Below are 14,655 nucleotides of genomic sequence, written 5' to 3'. Positions count from 1 at the left end.
CCCACGCTAATACAGAACGGCGCGGTGGCAAGGTATCGCGACAACCCGGGCGCAGAAGTCCGCCGACTGACCGACTACCAGCGGTGGCGCACTCCCTGTTCGCGATACCAATCGAGCAGATCGACATCGTCGACCGCGCGCGGATCGATGGCGACATCGGATCGCCCGGCCAGCATCGCGGTCACCGGCACCTCAAGCTTCTTGCCGGTGCGGGTATGCGGAATCCCCGGCGCGGCCACGACTTCGTCCGGCACATGCCGTGGCGACAATTTGGTACGCACATCGTGGCGGATCCGCGCCACCAGATCGTCGTCGAGGTCGGCCCCCGGAACCAGGGTCACGAACAGCGGCATCCAGTACGCACCATCCGGCCCGTCGACACCGAGGACGAACGCCTCGGCGATCTGCTCGATCCCCTCGACGACCTCGTAGATGTCGGCCGAGCCCATCCGGATTCCGTTGCGATTCAACGTGGCATCGCTGCGACCGTGAATGATCAGCGAACCGCGATCGGTCACCGTCACCCAGTCGCCATGCCGCCAGATATGCGGCCGCGGCCCATCTACCCACTCGTGATCGAAATAAGCCGACCGGTAACGCTTGCCGTTCGGGTCGTTCCAGAACTTCACGGGCATCGACGGCATCGGGGTGGTGATCACCATCTCGCCGACCTCGTCGACCAGCGGGTCGCCCTCGGGGGACCAGCTCTCCAGCGCCACACCGAGATACCGGCAGGAAAGCTCGCCGGCGACCACCGGCACGCCGGGGCTGCCGCCCGCGAAAGCCGACACCACATCCGTGCCACCGCTCACCGACGACACCGGAATACCCTGGCGCACATTGTCATCCACCCAGCCGAACAAGTCGGCCGCGAGTGTCGAGCCGGTACTGCCGAGGGTGCGCAGCGCCGACAGGTCGTGGTCGACACCCGGCCGCAGCCCGGCCTTGCGGGACGCCTGCAGCTGCCCCGGGCTGGTGCCGAAGAACGTGACCCTCTCCGATTCCAGGATCTGCCACAGCCGGTCCGCGTCGGGATACAGCGGATGGCCGCTGTAACAGACGATCTGCGCTCCCACGAGCAGGCCCGCGAGCTGGTAGTTCCACATCATCCAGGACAGCGCGGTCTGCCAGAAGAAAACATCGTCCGGACCGATATCGGCATGCAGCCCGGCCTGTTTCAGATGTTCGACGATCACCCCGCCGTGCCCGTGCACGATGCCCTTGGGCTTGCCGGTGGTGCCCGAACTGAACAGCACCCAGAGCGGATGCGCGAAGTCGACCGGGTCGTACCGCAGCTGCGCACTGTCCCGACCGACGCAATCCGCAAAGTCCAGCTCGCCGGAGACCCCCACGGGTGCACCGATACTCACCACCGTACTCAGCGATGGCAGCAGTGATGCGAGCGCGGCCGAGTCGGCGCGCTTGTCGATGTCCTTGCCGCCGTATCGATATCCGTCGGCACAGAAGAGCACCGTCGGCTCCAGCTGGGCGAACCGGCCGGCCGCGCCCTCGGGCGCATAGTCCTGCCCGCAGCCCGACCAGATCGCGCCGATCGCCGCGCTGGCCAGGAACGCGACGACCGCCTCGCCGATATCCGGTAGATACGCGGCGACGGTGTCTCCCTGTCGCACGCCCCGCTCGCGCAGGACCTCCGACAGCGATGCGACCTGGTCGCGCAGTTGCGCCCAGGTCAGCGTCCGGCGCCCACCGTCTTCGGAGATACTCACCACCGCAACGGCATCCGGTCGCTCGTCGACATGCCGTAGCACCTGGTCGACATAGTTCACCGCAGCGCCGCGAAACCACCCGGTCCCCGGCATCGGTACATCGTCGACGATGTCGGCGTCATCCGGGCCGACCGCTGTGCCGCCCAGGGCGCGCAGGTCGTAGAACTCCCAGAGAGCCCGCCAGAACTCGGCGGGCCGGTCCACCGACCACTGCCACAATTCACCGTAGTTCCGGCTGTGGCCGACCTGGTCGGCGAGCCGATCGATCTGAGACACGCTGCTACTCCTACAGACCCAGGATTTCGATGGATTCCTGTCGCATCTGCACCTTGCGCACCTTGCCCGTGACGGTCATCGGGAAGTCCTCGACGACATGCACGTACCGCGGAATCTTGTGTCGGGCGATCTGGCCGGAGGCGTACTCGCGCAGCGAATCCGCATCCATCGTCGGCGCCCCGGGGCGCAGCCGCACCCACACCATCAACTCTTCGCCGTACTTCTCGTCGGGCACGCCGATCACCTGGGCATCGACGATATCCGGGTGGCCGTAGAGGAATTCCTCGATCTCGCGGGGATAGATGTTCTCGCCGCCGCGGATCACCATGTCCTTGATCCGTCCGGTGATCTGGACGTAGCCGGCGTCGTCCATGACCGCCAGGTCACCGGTGTGCATCCAACCGTCGGAATCGATTGCCTCCGCGGTCTTTTCCGGGTTCTCCCAGTAACCGTTCATCACGCTGTAGCCGCGGGTGCAGAACTCGCCGGTGCCGCCGCGCTCGACCGTCTCGCCGGTCACCGGGTCGACGATCTTGATCTCCAGATGCGGACCGACTCGGCCGACCGTGCCGACCCGACGTTCGAAGGTGTCGTCGACGCGGGTCTGTGTGGATACCGGCGAGGTCTCGGTCATGCCGTAGCAGATCGACACCTCGCTCATGTGCATCCGATCGATGACCTTGCGCATCACCTCGGCCGGGCACGGCGAGCCGGCCATGATCCCGGTCCGCAGGCTCGACAGGTCGTAGCTGTCGAAATCACCCAGCGCGAGCTCGGCGATGAACATCGTCGGGACGCCGTAGAGACTGGTGCAGCGCTCGTCCGCAACGGCTTTCAGCGACGCGGCCGGATCGAAGCCCGGCGACGGGATGACGATCGCCGCGCCGTGGGTGGTCGCCGCGAGGTTGCCCATCACCATGCCGAAGCAGTGATAGAACGGCACCGGAGTACAGATCCGGTCCTGATCGGTGTAGTTGCACAACTCGCCGACCAGGTAGCCGTTGTTCAGGATGTTGCGGTGCGACAGGGTGGCGCCCTTGGGATTTCCCGTAGTTCCCGACGTGTACTGGATATTGATCGGATCGGTGGCCGACAGGCTGGCCGAGATCTGTGCCAGCTCCGCGAGTTCGTCGGCGGTCGGCTCGGCGTTCCACTCCGCCCAGAGCGGCGAGTCCAGCAGCACCACATGTCGCAGCTGCGGGCAGTTCGGCCGGACCTGCTCGATCATGCCCGCGTAGTCGGAACCCTTGAACTCCGGCGCCGCGACGATCGCGGCCACCGACGACTGGGTCAGCGCGTACTCGAGCTCATTCAACCGATAGGCCGGATTGATGTTCACCAGGATGACGCCGAGCTCGGCCGTCGCGTACTGCACCAGCGGCCATTCGATGCGGTTCGGCGACCAGATGCCGACGCGGTCGCCAACGCCCAGCCCGGCCCGGCGCATGCCGCACGCCAAAGCCCTGGCCTGCGCCAAGAATTCGGTATAGGTGTATCGCACCCCGGCGGTCACGTCGACGAACGCGTCGTTGTCGCCGAACCGTTCCGCGGTCGCGGCCAACGACCGACCGATCGTCACTTCGAGCAGTTCCGGCACGGGTTCGCCCTGCGCGTAGGACAGTTCAGGCATGGTCGCCACCTCCTGTGATGCCGGCGCGGCGAGAAATCGCTTCAGCCTGTCTCAACACCGGAGCGTCAACCATCTGGCCGTCCAGCCGGAAGACGCCGTGGGCGTCGGGCGCGGTACTGAGGATCTTTTCGGCCCACTCGATCTCGTCGTCGGTCGGGCGGTACGCCGCCCGGATCACCTCGACCTGGGAGGGATGGATGCAGGCGGTCGCTTCATAGCCGAGCGCCGCGGCGTCGAGCGCTTCGTTGCGCAAGCCAGCGGTATCCGGGATGTCGAGGTACACCGAATCGACGGCGAACTTGCCGTGCGCGGCCGCGGCCAGCCGCACCGTCGACCGCACATGCTGCGGCAGCTGTCGGTACTGGCCGCTATTCGGCTCGCCCGGTCCGAAACGGCTGGCCCGGCCACCCAGTGCCGCGGTCAGATCTTCTGCGCCCCACATCATTCCGATGCATTCCGGGGCGGCCGCGATCTCGGCGGCGCTCAGCGCGCCGAGCGGGGTCTCGATCAGCGCGATCACCTGCAGGCCGGTGTCGTGCACCTGCTGCGCGGCCTCGGCCTTCGCCAGCATGACGACGCGGTAGTCGGTCTCGGCCAGGGTCTGCAGGTCCTGGCGGAAGTCGCCGGTGTTGGCCGGGTTCACCCGCACGATGGTCCGATTGGGATCGAGCGGGTTGTCGATCAGCGCGGCCCGCGCGTCGGCCTTCGCCTCGCCGCGCACCGCATCCTCGAGGTCCAGGATCACCACGTCGGCCCGATCGGCCGCCTTCTGGTATCGCCCGGGTCGATCCGCCGGACAGAACAACATCGCGGGTCCAGGTGGCACCCAACTCATGGCTAGCGCTCCTTCGGTTGCAGCCGAACCAGCGTGGCTCGGGTCGCACTGGCGACGATATCGCCGTTCTGGTTCCGGCCGACATGTTTCAGGTCGACGACGCCCTCACCCGGGCGCGACTTCGATTCCCGCTTGCCCAGGCATTCCGTCTCGGCGTACAGCGTGTCGCCATGGAACAGCGGCTTCGGGAAGGCGATCTCAGAGAACCCCAGGTTCGCCACGAGCGTCCCCTGGGTCAGCTGCGCCACGGACAGGCCGACGATCGTCGACAGGGTGAACATCGAATTCACCAGGCGCTCGCCGCCGAACCCCTGCTGAGTGGCGGCGAAGGCCGCATCCAGATGCAGTGCCTGGGTATTCATCGTGAGCGTGGTGAACAGGACGTTGTCGGCCTCGGTCACGGTGCGGCCCGGCCGGTGCTCGTAGATCACGCCCGGCTCGAACTCCTCGAACCACAAACCGCGCTGGACGATTCGGCCGGCCGCGTCGGCACTCCCGCTCGTCCCTGAACTCATGGTCAGAACCCCAGCTCGCGCGCGATGAGCAGCAGCTGCACCTCGGTGGTGCCCTCGCCGATCTCCAGGATCTTGGAGTCGCGATAGTGCCGGGCGACCGGGTACTCGTTCATGAAGCCGTAGCCGCCGTGCACCTGGGTGGCGTCACGGGCGTTGTCCATCGCCGCCTCGGACGAGACCATCTTGGCGATGGCCGCCTCCTTCTTGAACGGCTTGCCGGCCAACATCTTCGCGGCCGCCGCGTAGTACGCCTGCCGCGCCGTGTAGGCCCGCGCCTCCATGCGCGCGATCTTGAAGGCGACCGCCTGGTAGCCCCCGATCGGCTGACCGAAGCTGGTGCGCTCCTTGGCATATTTCACGCATTCGTCGACGCAGCCCTGCGCGACGCCGGTGGCCAGCGCGGCGATCGCGACACGTCCCTCGTCGAGGATCGAGAGGAAGTTCGCGTAGCCGCGGCCCTGCTCGCCGAGCAGGTTCTCGCGCGGCACGCGCGCATCGGCGAACGTCAGCGGGTGAGTGTCGGAGGCGTTCCAGCCGACCTTGTTGTAGGCCGGTTCGGCGGTGAATCCCGGTGTGCCCGAGGGCACGATGATCGTGGAGATCTCCTTCTTGCCGTTGTCCCGGGTACCGGTGACCGCGGTGACCGTCACCAGCGACGTGATGTCGGTGCCGGAGTTGGTGATGAACTGCTTGCTGCCGTTGATCACCCACTCGCCGCCGTCCTCGACGGCCGTGGTCGCGGTTGCGCCGGCATCGGAGCCCGCGCCCGGTTCGGTCAATCCGAAGCCCGCCAGCCGCTTTCCGGTCGCGAGGTCGGGGAGCCAGGCCTGCTTCTGCTCCTCGGTGCCGAACCGGTAGATCGGCATCGCGCCAAGGCCGACCCCGGCCTCCAGCGTGATGGCCACCGACTGGTCGACCTTGCCGAGCTCTTCGAGCGCCAGGGCGAGGGCGAAGTAGTCACCGCCCATGCCGCCGTATTCCTCCGGGAACGGCAGGCCGAACAGGCCCATCTCCCCCATCTGCCGGATGACGTCATACGGAAAGCTGTGCTCGGCATCGTGTTTCGCCGAGACCGGCGCGACCACCTGCTGGGCGAAATCCCGCACTGTGTCGCGCAGATCGGCGTATTCGGAGCTCAGCTCATCGGTCAGGGTCATGCATCCACTTTCTCTTCGAGAGTCGGTTCTGTCGGTGCTTCGGCGGCTTCCACGCTCGCAAGTACCTGCCCGCTGCGCACCTTCTCGCCGGCCCGCACCGACACGGTCACCGTGCCGGCGACTGCCGCGGTCAGGGTGTGTTCCATCTTCATCGCCTCGACCACCACCACCGGCTGGCCCGGTTCCACGGCTGCACCCGACTCCACGTGCACGGCGACCACGGTCCCTGGCATCGGCGAGGTCAGATCATTGTGAGCCTGGGCATCTCGGCGTCGGCGCAGCGTCCGGGCAAGGGTGAGCTTCCAGGTGCCCTCCGGTCCCGACACCCACCACATATGGTCGGCGCCGAGCACCGCCCAGGTGTCGCTGACGCCGTCGACGGTCAGCCGATCGCCGTCGAGAACCGCCGTCCCCGACCAGACCTCGTCGTCATCGACCGTGATCGTGGTCCGCCCAGTGTCCGGCGAGACGCTGATAACGTGCAGCCGGTCGCGCCACTGCAGCCGCGAGATCACCGGCGCCCGCTGGCCCACGCGCCAGCCGATCGAGTTCTGCCACGGATCGTCCGACACAGCGGGCGTGGCGCGGCGAAGTGCGACCGCGAGCAGCGCGGCCGGCGTCGGTTCCGGTTCGGCGTAGTCGCCCACGAGCCGATCGAGCAGCTCGGTGTCGAGCTCGCCGCTGCGAACCTCCGGGCGTGCCAACACATATCGGCAGAAGTCGATGTTTGTCCCCAGCCCGAGTACGCGGGTCTGCGCGAGCGCCTCGTCCAGTCGGTCGAGTGCGGTCGCCCGGTCCGGGGCGTAGCAGATGACCTTCGCCAGCATCGGGTCATAGTCCGAGCCGATCACGACGCCGTCGGCCATTCCCGAGTCGACGCGGACGCCGGTCCCCGATGGTTCGTCGACCCGGAGCAGCTCGCCGCCGGTCGGCAGGAAGCCGCTCGCCGGATCCTCTGCGTAGACCCGCGCCTCCACGGCATGTCCGGTCATCACGACGTCGTCCTGGGCGAAGTCCAGTTTCTCGCCGTCGGCGACGCGGATCTGCCAGCGCACCAGGTCATGTCCGGTGACCAGTTCGGTGACCGGATGCTCCACCTGCAGCCGGGTATTCATCTCCATGAAGAAGAACTCGTCGGGCCGATGGGCCGAGACGATGAATTCGACGGTACCGACGCCGGTGTAGCCGACGCTGCGCGCCGCATCGCAGGCCGCGGTGCCGATCCGGGCCCGCGTCTCGGCATCCAGCAGGGCGGACGGCGCCTCCTCGATCACCTTTTGGTGCCGACGCTGCAGGGAGCATTCGCGCTCGCCGAGATGCACGACGTTGCCGTGGGTGTCGGCGAGCACCTGCACCTCGATATGCCGCGGCGTATCGACGAATCGCTCCAGGAACAGGGTGTCGTCGCCGAATGCGGCGCCGGCCTCGCGGCGCGCGGTTTGCAGGGCGGTCGGCAGATCGCCCGCGTTCTCGACGCGATGCATGCCCTTGCCGCCGCCGCCGGCGCTCGGCTTGATCAGCACCGGATACCCGATGTCTTCTGCGGCCGCGATCAATTCGGCGTCGGTGAGTCCGGGCCGCGAAATGCCGGGCACCACCGGAACATCCCGTTCGACGACGGCGGCCCGGGCGGCGATCTTGTCGCCCATGGTGTCGATCGCCGCCACGGGCGGACCCAGGAAGACGATGCCCGCCGCATCCAGCGCGCGGGCGAATTCGACATTCTCCGACAGGAATCCGTAGCCCGGATGCACCGCATCCGCGCCGGTGGCCTGTGCCGCGGCCACGATCTTGTCTATCCGCAGATAGCTGTCGACCGCGGCTGCGGGGCCGATATGCACGGCCCGGTCGGCCAGTTTCACATGCGGGGCCTGCGCGTCGGCATCGGAATAGACAGCGACGCTGGTGATGCCGAGCTCCCGCAGGGTTCGGATGACGCGACAGGCGATTTCGCCACGATTGGCGATCAAGACGGTTTCGATCATCGCTGCCTCACATCCGGAAGACGCCGTAGGAGACCGGCGCCAGGGGGGCGTGCCGGCCGGCGGACAGGGCCAGGCCGAGCACCGTGCGGGTGTCGGCGGGGTCGATGATGCCGTCGTCCCATAGCCGGGCCGTGGAGTAGTAGGCATCCGACTGCGTCTCGAACTGCCCGCGGATCGGCGCCTTGAACGCCTCCTCGGCCTCGGCCGCCCACGATTCGCCGCCGCGCTCGATCTGATTGCGCCGCACCGTCGCCAGAGTGTCGGCTGCTTGCGGCCCACCCATCACCGAGATCTTGGCGTTCGGCCACATCCACAGCATCCGCGGCGAGTAGGCCCGCCCGCACATCGAATAGTTGCCGGCGCCGAATGACCCGCCGATCATCACCGTGTACTTGGGCACCCGGGCGCACGCGACCGCGGTGACCATCTTGGCACCGTTCTTCGCGATGCCGCCCTGTTCGTACTCGCGGCCGACCATGAAGCCGGTGATGTTCTGCAGGAACAGCAAAGGGATTCGCCGCTTGTCGCAGAGTTCGATGAAATGCGCGCCCTTGAGCGCGGCCTCGCTGAACAGCACGCCGTTGTTGGCGATGATGCCGACCGGATGCCCGTGCACGTGCGCGAAGGCCGTCACCAGCGTGGTGCCGTACTCGGACTTGAACTCGGTGAACTCGCCCGCGTCGCAGATGATCTCGATGACTTCGCGAACGTCGTACGGCTGGCGCGGATCGGTGGGCACCACGTCGTAGATGTCGGTCTGCGGACGAAGTGGCTCGCGGGTGGGCTGCACATCCCACTGCGGCGGATCCAGCGGACCGAGCGTGGCGACGATCTGCCGCACCTTCTGCAGGGCGTCCTCGTCGTCCTCGGCGAGGTGATCGGTGACGCCGGACACCGACGAATGCATATGTCCCCCACCGAGTTCCTCGGCGGTGACGTCCTCACCGGTGGCGGCCTTCACCAGCGGTGGACCGGCGAGGAAGATCGTGCCCTGGTCGCGCACGATCACGTTCTCGTCGCTCATCGCCGGGACGTATGCACCGCCGGCGGTGGATGACCCGAGGACCGCGGAGATCTGCGGGATCCCGGCGGCGCTCATCGTCGCCTGATTGAAGAAGATCCGGCCGAAATGCTCGCGGTCCGGGAACACCTCGTCCTGCTTGAGCAGCATCGCGCCGCCGGAGTCGACGAGGTAGATGCAGGGCAGCCGATTCTGTGCCGCGATCTCCTGCGCCCGCAGGTGCTTCTTGACGGTGACCGGGTAGTAGGTGCCGCCGGAGACCGTCGCATCGTTGGCGACGATCATGCACTCGCGGCCACTGACCCGGCCGATCCCGGCGATCACGCCCGCGGCCGGGGCCTTGTCGTCATACATCCCCTCGGCGGCCAAGGGGCCGACCTCGAGGAACGGCGAACCGACGTCGAGCAGGGTGTCAATTCGGTTACGCGGCAAGAGCTTTCCGCGAGAGAGATGGCGCTGGCGGGCCTTTTCGCCGCCGCCGAGCGCCACCCGAGCCAGCCGGTCACGGAGTTCCGCCACGTTGCGCTCATGGTCGGACCGAGTCGCCGTCGTCACCGACACCCTCCCTTCAGTTATTCGTCATTAACTGAACCTGAGGGTAGGCGATCACGCTCGGTTGCGATAATGAGTGTGACCCACTTCACGCCCCGAGGTCCACATTAGTCACTCGTGCGCGTGCGGCCAGGAATTCCGTCGCAATGCGGATGCGGATCAACCCGGGCCTGCTCGTCCGTCCTGAATGATGCACGCGTCAGGCGACGGCACTCACCCGCCCGATGCCGGTCACCGTGAACCGTACTTCGCGGCTGAGCCTGCCGAGCGCGAAGTCGAAGCCCGCGCCACCGGAATCACGGATGACCTGTTCGAACAGGATGATCGGGTCGCCCTCATCGATATCGAGCAGTTCGGCGATGCGTCGCTCGGCCGATTGCGTCCCCAATTGAATGTCGTAGCTGGCCATGTCGACGCCGTAGGCGTCGAGCAGTTGATAGAAGTCGCCGCGGAAGTCATCAGCGCGCATACCCGTTGCGGCCCGGGCGAGCAGATAGTTGGTGATCAATCCAACCGGACGCCCGCCGAGCACCATCACGTACTCCATGCACAGACACCGATCGTGCTCGCGCACATCGTCCAGGTGCGCGACCACCACGGCCGGAACCGGCTCGTACTTCCAATGCAGTAACCGGGTCGAGAGCTCGCCCGGACCGCGGATCTGATCTGCGAGGTCACCTTCGGGAACGGGAAGTCCGGAATCAACGGTGAAGCTGGATCCGACCACCAGCGTTCCGAGACCGCGCCGGCGAACGATCAACCCGTCGGCGGCGAGCATCGACAGCGCCTCGCGCAGTACGTCGCGCGGTACGTCGAACTGCTTGATCAGGACCGCTTCGTCGGCCAGTCGATCACCGACAACGATGCTCCGGTCGAAGATCGCGACCCGGAGCAGATCGTGCAACCGCTGTACCACCAGACTCCGCTCGGCGCCCGCGGTACGCGGTCGGCCGCGGCGCGCTCCCGGCCACGGCCCGGTCGGTTTGCCCGCCGCCCGCTGATGTCTCGCAGGCGGCGGACCGGGGACCGATTGGCCGGAAACCGATTGGATAGTCATGTCTCGACCATCGACGATGGTCGGTTACGCGGAAACCCTGTGCGGTAAAACTTTCGTTACGTCTCGACCGCCGCGGAAGCACCGAGGTCGGCGCGGCATTTTCGCAGCGCCGCCCGCCAGGTCGATACCGTCGTCGGCCCGACGAGCGCGAGCAACGAGAGTTACGCGGCTGTCCGAAATGGCCGGGAACGGCCGCCAATCGCCGCCGTCCGGCCAGGGCGGCGCCCCTACGCCGCCGACTCCGTCCCGTCCGACGTGACGACGGTCGGAACTCGTCGATGCCAGTCCGTTGCCCGCTGGAACGCGTCCGCGGCCCGCAGCGCCACTGCCTCCCCGAAGGGGCGTGCCGCGATCTGCAGCCCCAGCGGGAGGCCATCGACGGTGAACCCCATCGGCGCCGACAGCGCAGGATTGCCGATGCAGTCCCAGTACTGGGTGAATACTGCACGCAGCCCATCGTCCTTGGTCACATCGTCCGTGCCGGCCAGCCCAGTGGCCCCCGCGGCCGCTGTCGGAGTCACGACCAGGTCGACAGAGTCGAAGACGTCGACCATCTTCAGCTGTGCCAGTCGTCGCACTCGCTGCGCCTGCACGTAGTCGGCACCGGTGAAACTCACTGCTGCCGAGACGATCCCCCGAGTACCGGCAAAGTATTCCGCCCAGCATCGATGCAGGTCTGTGGCATGGTATGCCAGCGCCTCCGACAGCATGATCACCATGTTCGCCGCACGCATCTCGTCATACAGCGGCAGCTCGACGTCGACGATCGTGGCTCCGCGGTCGGCCAGCACGCCGACCGCGGCGGCGAATACTTCCGCTGCGGCCGGGTCTGCCAACTCACCCGCCCGCTCCATGAGCGAACAGACCCCCACCGTCAACCCCGCCAGATCGCCGCTGAGCGCGCCGGAGTAGTCACCGGTCGGCAGATCAATGCAGGTGGGGTCCGACGCGTCGTATCCGGCGAGCACATCCAGCATCGCCGCGCAATCGGCGGCACTGCGTGCCATCGGACCGATATGGTCAAGGGTGTAACCCAAAGGGACACAACCAGATTTGGGAACGCGACCGAAGGTCGGCATCAGTCCGGTGATGCCGCAATAGGCCGACGGGATACGAATACTGCCGGCAGTGTCGGTCCCCAGGGCACCGAATACCATGCCGGTGGCGACGGCGTTGCCCGAACCCGAACTCGAACCGCCGGCCCAACGGTCGGTATTCCACGGGTTCCGCGGAATCGGAAAGGGTTTGCTCTCATCGGGAGTGCCGATGGCGAACTCCATGGTGGTCAGCTTGCCGGTGATCACCGCTCCCGCCGCTCGCAACCGCGCCACGACGACCGCGTCCTGCGGATGCCACGCGGCGTCATGCACAAGGCTCTGCGCGGTGGTCGGCCCGTCCTCGGTGGTGATGATGTCTTTGATCCCCAACGGAATCCCATGCATCGGGCCACGATCGCGACCGGCGCGCAATTCGACGTCGGCCTGCCGCGCCGCGGCCCGGGCCTTGTCGTTGAAACGGCTGACGAATCCGCCCACGACACCGTCGAGGAGGTCCGTCTGAGCCAGAGCCTGTTCGGTGAGCTCCACCGAGGTGAGTTCACCCGCGCGCAGCGCAGCACCCGCTTCGCTCATGGTCATCAGTGGGGTCATCGCACACCCTCGGTGATCGGACGGATGGTGATGGCCGGCTCGATGTAGCGAGCTTCGTCGCAGGTGTAGAGCAGGTCTGCCATCGCCCGGAACTCCGCGGCGTTGTCGGTCAGTGCCGAAAGCTCCGGGTCAGAACCGGGCAGGCCGGTCAGCGTCGTCAACGCCTCGAGGTGGCGCTTGCGGAAGAGGTCATCGGACATCGGGCATCCTTTCTGAGATGGCCTGCAAGAAGTTCACTTGCAGGGTCGGTCAGTGCCCAACGGTGGCCCGGGCGATGTTACGCGGCAACCGTTTTCGGAAACGATCAGGTTTCGCGGCTGTCATCCGATGCTGAGCTGCGCGAAGGGCGGGCGGCGTCGCACCATCGCGGGCAGATCCCGCTATCCGCGAATGCTGGAGTCATTGCCGCGAAACACGCGGTTCCATCAGGGGAATTCGCGGACAGTCAGCCTTTCCTGCCGCGTAAAGGACGCACAACGGCTTGGTGACCGAGACGCAACCCCGGCGGCCGATGCTGCTTTCGGCGACGCAAGTCTGCCCTCAGCGCTTCCGAACCGAAGGGGTCATCCGCATGAAACTCGCGGTCAAGAACTTGGCGAATAACCCAAAGTACGAGGACTATTCGCTTCGATACGCGCCGCCATCGTTCCGGCGATGGTCGCCCCGCATGATCGTGTCCAGCTGTCTCGTCGCGTTGTCGGCGATGGCCGGCTACGCACTCGATGCGGCGTTCGTCGGCGAATTCGGATTCACTAATGCCGCGGTCGGTTTCGCCGTCGCGGCGGCGGTGACCCTGCCCCTCACCGTCGTCATCGCGTTCGCCATCGCGCGCAACCACATCGACATCGATCTGCTGACGCGCGCCTGCGGTTACGGCTACCTTGGATCGACGATCACGTCGTTGGTGTACGCCACCTACACGGTCATCTTCCTGGCGTATGAGGGCGCGATCATGGCCCAGGCGGTCACCGCCGTCGCCCACATTCCGCTGGCATGGACGTATCTGATCGTGTCGCTGGTGATGATTCCGCTCACTCTCTACGGAATGTCGTTCACGGCGAAGTTTCAGGCCCGAACGTGGCCGGTGTGGATCATCCTGATCGGTATCGCCATCGTCGGCGCGGCCACCTCGCCGCATGCGGCCACCCACATGACAGATCCCTTCGGGGTGCATGGCGGCGACTTCGGCGGCGTGAGCCTGGTGGCGGTCACCACCATCGCGGCGGCCAACCTGTCGCTGGCCACACAGGTCGGCGAACAGGGCGACTATCTCCGGCTGATGCGCGATCCACGGCCTGCCACCATGCGTTCGTGGCGCGCCGCGGTCGCATTCAGCGGGCCGGGGATGAGCCTGTTCGCGATCGTGATCTTCCTGGCGTCATCGTTGTTGGTCGGATTCGCGGCCAGCGCGGGTGTTCCGGCCGCCGAGCTGCTGAATCCGGTGTCGCTGTTCACCGCGGTCTACCAGCGAGTGTTCGGCAATCACGCAGTGGCACTAGCATTTTCGGCCACCTTGATCATCCTCAGTCAGCTCAAGATCAATATCATGAACACGTACTCGGGGTCGCTGTCGTGGTCGAACTTCTTCTCGCGGCTGCTGCACCGGCACCCGGGGCGGGCCACGTGGGTGTTCTTCCAGGTGGCCCTCGCACTGGCACTGATGGAATGGGGCGTGTTCAGCCACATCGTGACCATCCTCGGCTGGTACGCGAACATCGGGATCGCCTGGATCGGCACATTGGTCGCCGACCTCGTGATCAACAAGAAGTGGTTGAAGCTGAGCCCACCGGTCATCGAGTTCCACCGGGCGCACCTCTACAACCTGAACCCCGTCGGATTCGGTTCACTCGTGATCGCCTCCACCGTGTCGATGATCGCGTACTTCGACGCATTCGGGCACACCGCGAAGGAGCTGTCCCCGTTCATCGCGCTGGCCATTGCACTGGTACTGCCGCCCGTGCTGGCCTGGCTGACGAACGGGCGCTGGTATCTGGCGCGCACCTCTGTGCTACCCGACGACCCGCAACTGACATGTGTCGCCTGCGGCGACCAGTTCGACCGCCATGACATGGCAGCCTGCCCCCATCACAAGGGGATCGTGTGCTCGCTGTGCTGCTCCACCGAGTCCAAATGCCACGACGGCTGCAAAGACCACCCGTGGCATCCGACCTCACTCGCGGCACCGGTCTGGCTGCCCGCCCCTCGACTCCGTCAGCCCGAACCTGCCGATCGGTGAGCCGCCGCGTGGTAC

11 protein-coding genes are annotated in these 14,655 nt (G+C 66.5%); 1 reads left to right on the top strand and 10 read right to left on the bottom strand.

The window, feature by feature from the left end:
• Window positions 1–74 precede the first annotated feature (74 nt).
• From G341_RS0107295 to G341_RS0107250, 10 genes are all read right to left on the bottom strand, one after another.
• Window positions 75–2,003, bottom strand: coding sequence for an acetoacetate--CoA ligase (locus tag G341_RS0107295; protein WP_018178462.1), 1,929 nt, complete (start codon window positions 2,001–2,003; stop codon window positions 75–77).
• Between the two features lie 10 nt (window positions 2,004–2,013).
• Window positions 2,014–3,633 (bottom strand): AMP-binding protein, encoded by a 1,620-nt coding sequence (locus tag G341_RS0107290; protein WP_051092691.1) that lies wholly within the window; start codon window positions 3,631–3,633, stop codon window positions 2,014–2,016.
• Window positions 3,626–4,468 (bottom strand): HpcH/HpaI aldolase/citrate lyase family protein, encoded by an 843-nt coding sequence (locus G341_RS0107285; RefSeq protein ID WP_026303368.1) that lies wholly within the window; start codon window positions 4,466–4,468, stop codon window positions 3,626–3,628. The genes G341_RS0107290 and G341_RS0107285 overlap by 8 nt, the downstream gene beginning before the upstream one ends.
• Window positions 4,469–4,470: 2 nt before the next feature.
• Window positions 4,471–4,983 (bottom strand): MaoC family dehydratase, encoded by a 513-nt coding sequence (locus G341_RS0107280; protein ID WP_026303367.1) that lies wholly within the window; start codon window positions 4,981–4,983, stop codon window positions 4,471–4,473.
• A 2-nt stretch (window positions 4,984–4,985) separates the two neighbouring features.
• Window positions 4,986–6,140, bottom strand: coding sequence for an acyl-CoA dehydrogenase family protein (locus tag G341_RS0107275; protein ID WP_018178458.1), 1,155 nt, complete (start codon window positions 6,138–6,140; stop codon window positions 4,986–4,988).
• Window positions 6,137–8,125 carry an acetyl/propionyl/methylcrotonyl-CoA carboxylase subunit alpha gene (locus tag G341_RS0107270; protein ID WP_018178457.1) on the bottom strand — a complete coding sequence of 663 codons (1,989 nt, stop codon included), beginning with the start codon at window positions 8,123–8,125 and terminating at the stop codon, window positions 6,137–6,139. Before G341_RS0107270 ends, G341_RS0107275 begins: the two co-directional genes overlap by 4 nt.
• Before the next feature lie 7 nt (window positions 8,126–8,132).
• Window positions 8,133–9,707, bottom strand: coding sequence for a carboxyl transferase domain-containing protein (locus G341_RS0107265; RefSeq protein WP_018178456.1), 1,575 nt, complete (start codon window positions 9,705–9,707; stop codon window positions 8,133–8,135).
• Window positions 9,708–9,897: 190 nt separating this feature from the next.
• Window positions 9,898–10,755 carry a GntR family transcriptional regulator gene (locus tag G341_RS0107260; RefSeq protein WP_081622459.1) on the bottom strand — a complete coding sequence of 286 codons (858 nt, stop codon included), beginning with the start codon at window positions 10,753–10,755 and terminating at the stop codon, window positions 9,898–9,900.
• Between the two features lie 227 nt (window positions 10,756–10,982).
• Window positions 10,983–12,392, bottom strand: coding sequence for an amidase (locus G341_RS0107255; RefSeq protein ID WP_155826833.1), 1,410 nt, complete (start codon window positions 12,390–12,392; stop codon window positions 10,983–10,985).
• Between the two features lie 8 nt (window positions 12,393–12,400).
• Complete coding sequence (locus G341_RS0107250; RefSeq protein ID WP_018178453.1) at window positions 12,401–12,604, bottom strand: hypothetical protein; 204 nt, start codon at window positions 12,602–12,604, stop codon at window positions 12,401–12,403.
• Between the two features lie 467 nt (window positions 12,605–13,071).
• Here G341_RS0107250 and G341_RS0107245 point away from each other — a divergent pair, with 467 nt between their 5' ends.
• Complete coding sequence (locus tag G341_RS0107245; RefSeq protein WP_222836589.1) at window positions 13,072–14,640, top strand: purine-cytosine permease family protein; 1,569 nt, start codon at window positions 13,072–13,074, stop codon at window positions 14,638–14,640.
• Window positions 14,641–14,655: the final 15 nt, after the last annotated feature.

The sequence above is a fragment of the Jongsikchunia kroppenstedtii DSM 45133 genome (genome assembly GCF_000380485.1).
Taxonomy (GTDB): Bacteria; Actinomycetota; Actinomycetes; order Mycobacteriales; family Mycobacteriaceae; genus Jongsikchunia; species Jongsikchunia kroppenstedtii.
The sequence above is the reverse complement of the archived record's forward strand: the minus strand, read 5'-3'. Positions and strand labels throughout refer to the sequence as shown.

Bases quoted from the DNA above. Each gene is read 5' to 3' on its own strand.
- G341_RS0107290 (WP_051092691.1), bottom strand. From the start codon at position 3,633: ATGCCTGAACTGTCCTACGCGCAGGGCGAACCCGTGCCGGAACTGCTC.
- G341_RS0107285 (WP_026303368.1), bottom strand. From the start codon at position 4,468: ATGAGTTGGGTGCCACCTGGACCCGCGATGTTGTTCTGTCCGGCGGAT.
- G341_RS0107280 (WP_026303367.1), bottom strand. From the start codon at position 4,983: ATGAGTTCAGGGACGAGCGGGAGTGCCGACGCGGCCGGCCGAATCGTC.
- G341_RS0107275 (WP_018178458.1), bottom strand. From the start codon at position 6,140: ATGACCCTGACCGATGAGCTGAGCTCCGAATACGCCGATCTGCGCGAC.
- G341_RS0107270 (WP_018178457.1), bottom strand. From the start codon at position 8,125: ATGATCGAAACCGTCTTGATCGCCAATCGTGGCGAAATCGCCTGTCGC.
- G341_RS0107260 (WP_081622459.1), bottom strand. From the start codon at position 10,755: ATGACTATCCAATCGGTTTCCGGCCAATCGGTCCCCGGTCCGCCGCCT.
- G341_RS0107255 (WP_155826833.1), bottom strand. From the start codon at position 12,392: ATGACCATGAGCGAAGCGGGTGCTGCGCTGCGCGCGGGTGAACTCACC.
- G341_RS0107250 (WP_018178453.1), bottom strand. From the start codon at position 12,604: ATGTCCGATGACCTCTTCCGCAAGCGCCACCTCGAGGCGTTGACGACG.
- G341_RS0107245 (WP_222836589.1), top strand. From the start codon at position 13,072: ATGATCGTGTCCAGCTGTCTCGTCGCGTTGTCGGCGATGGCCGGCTAC.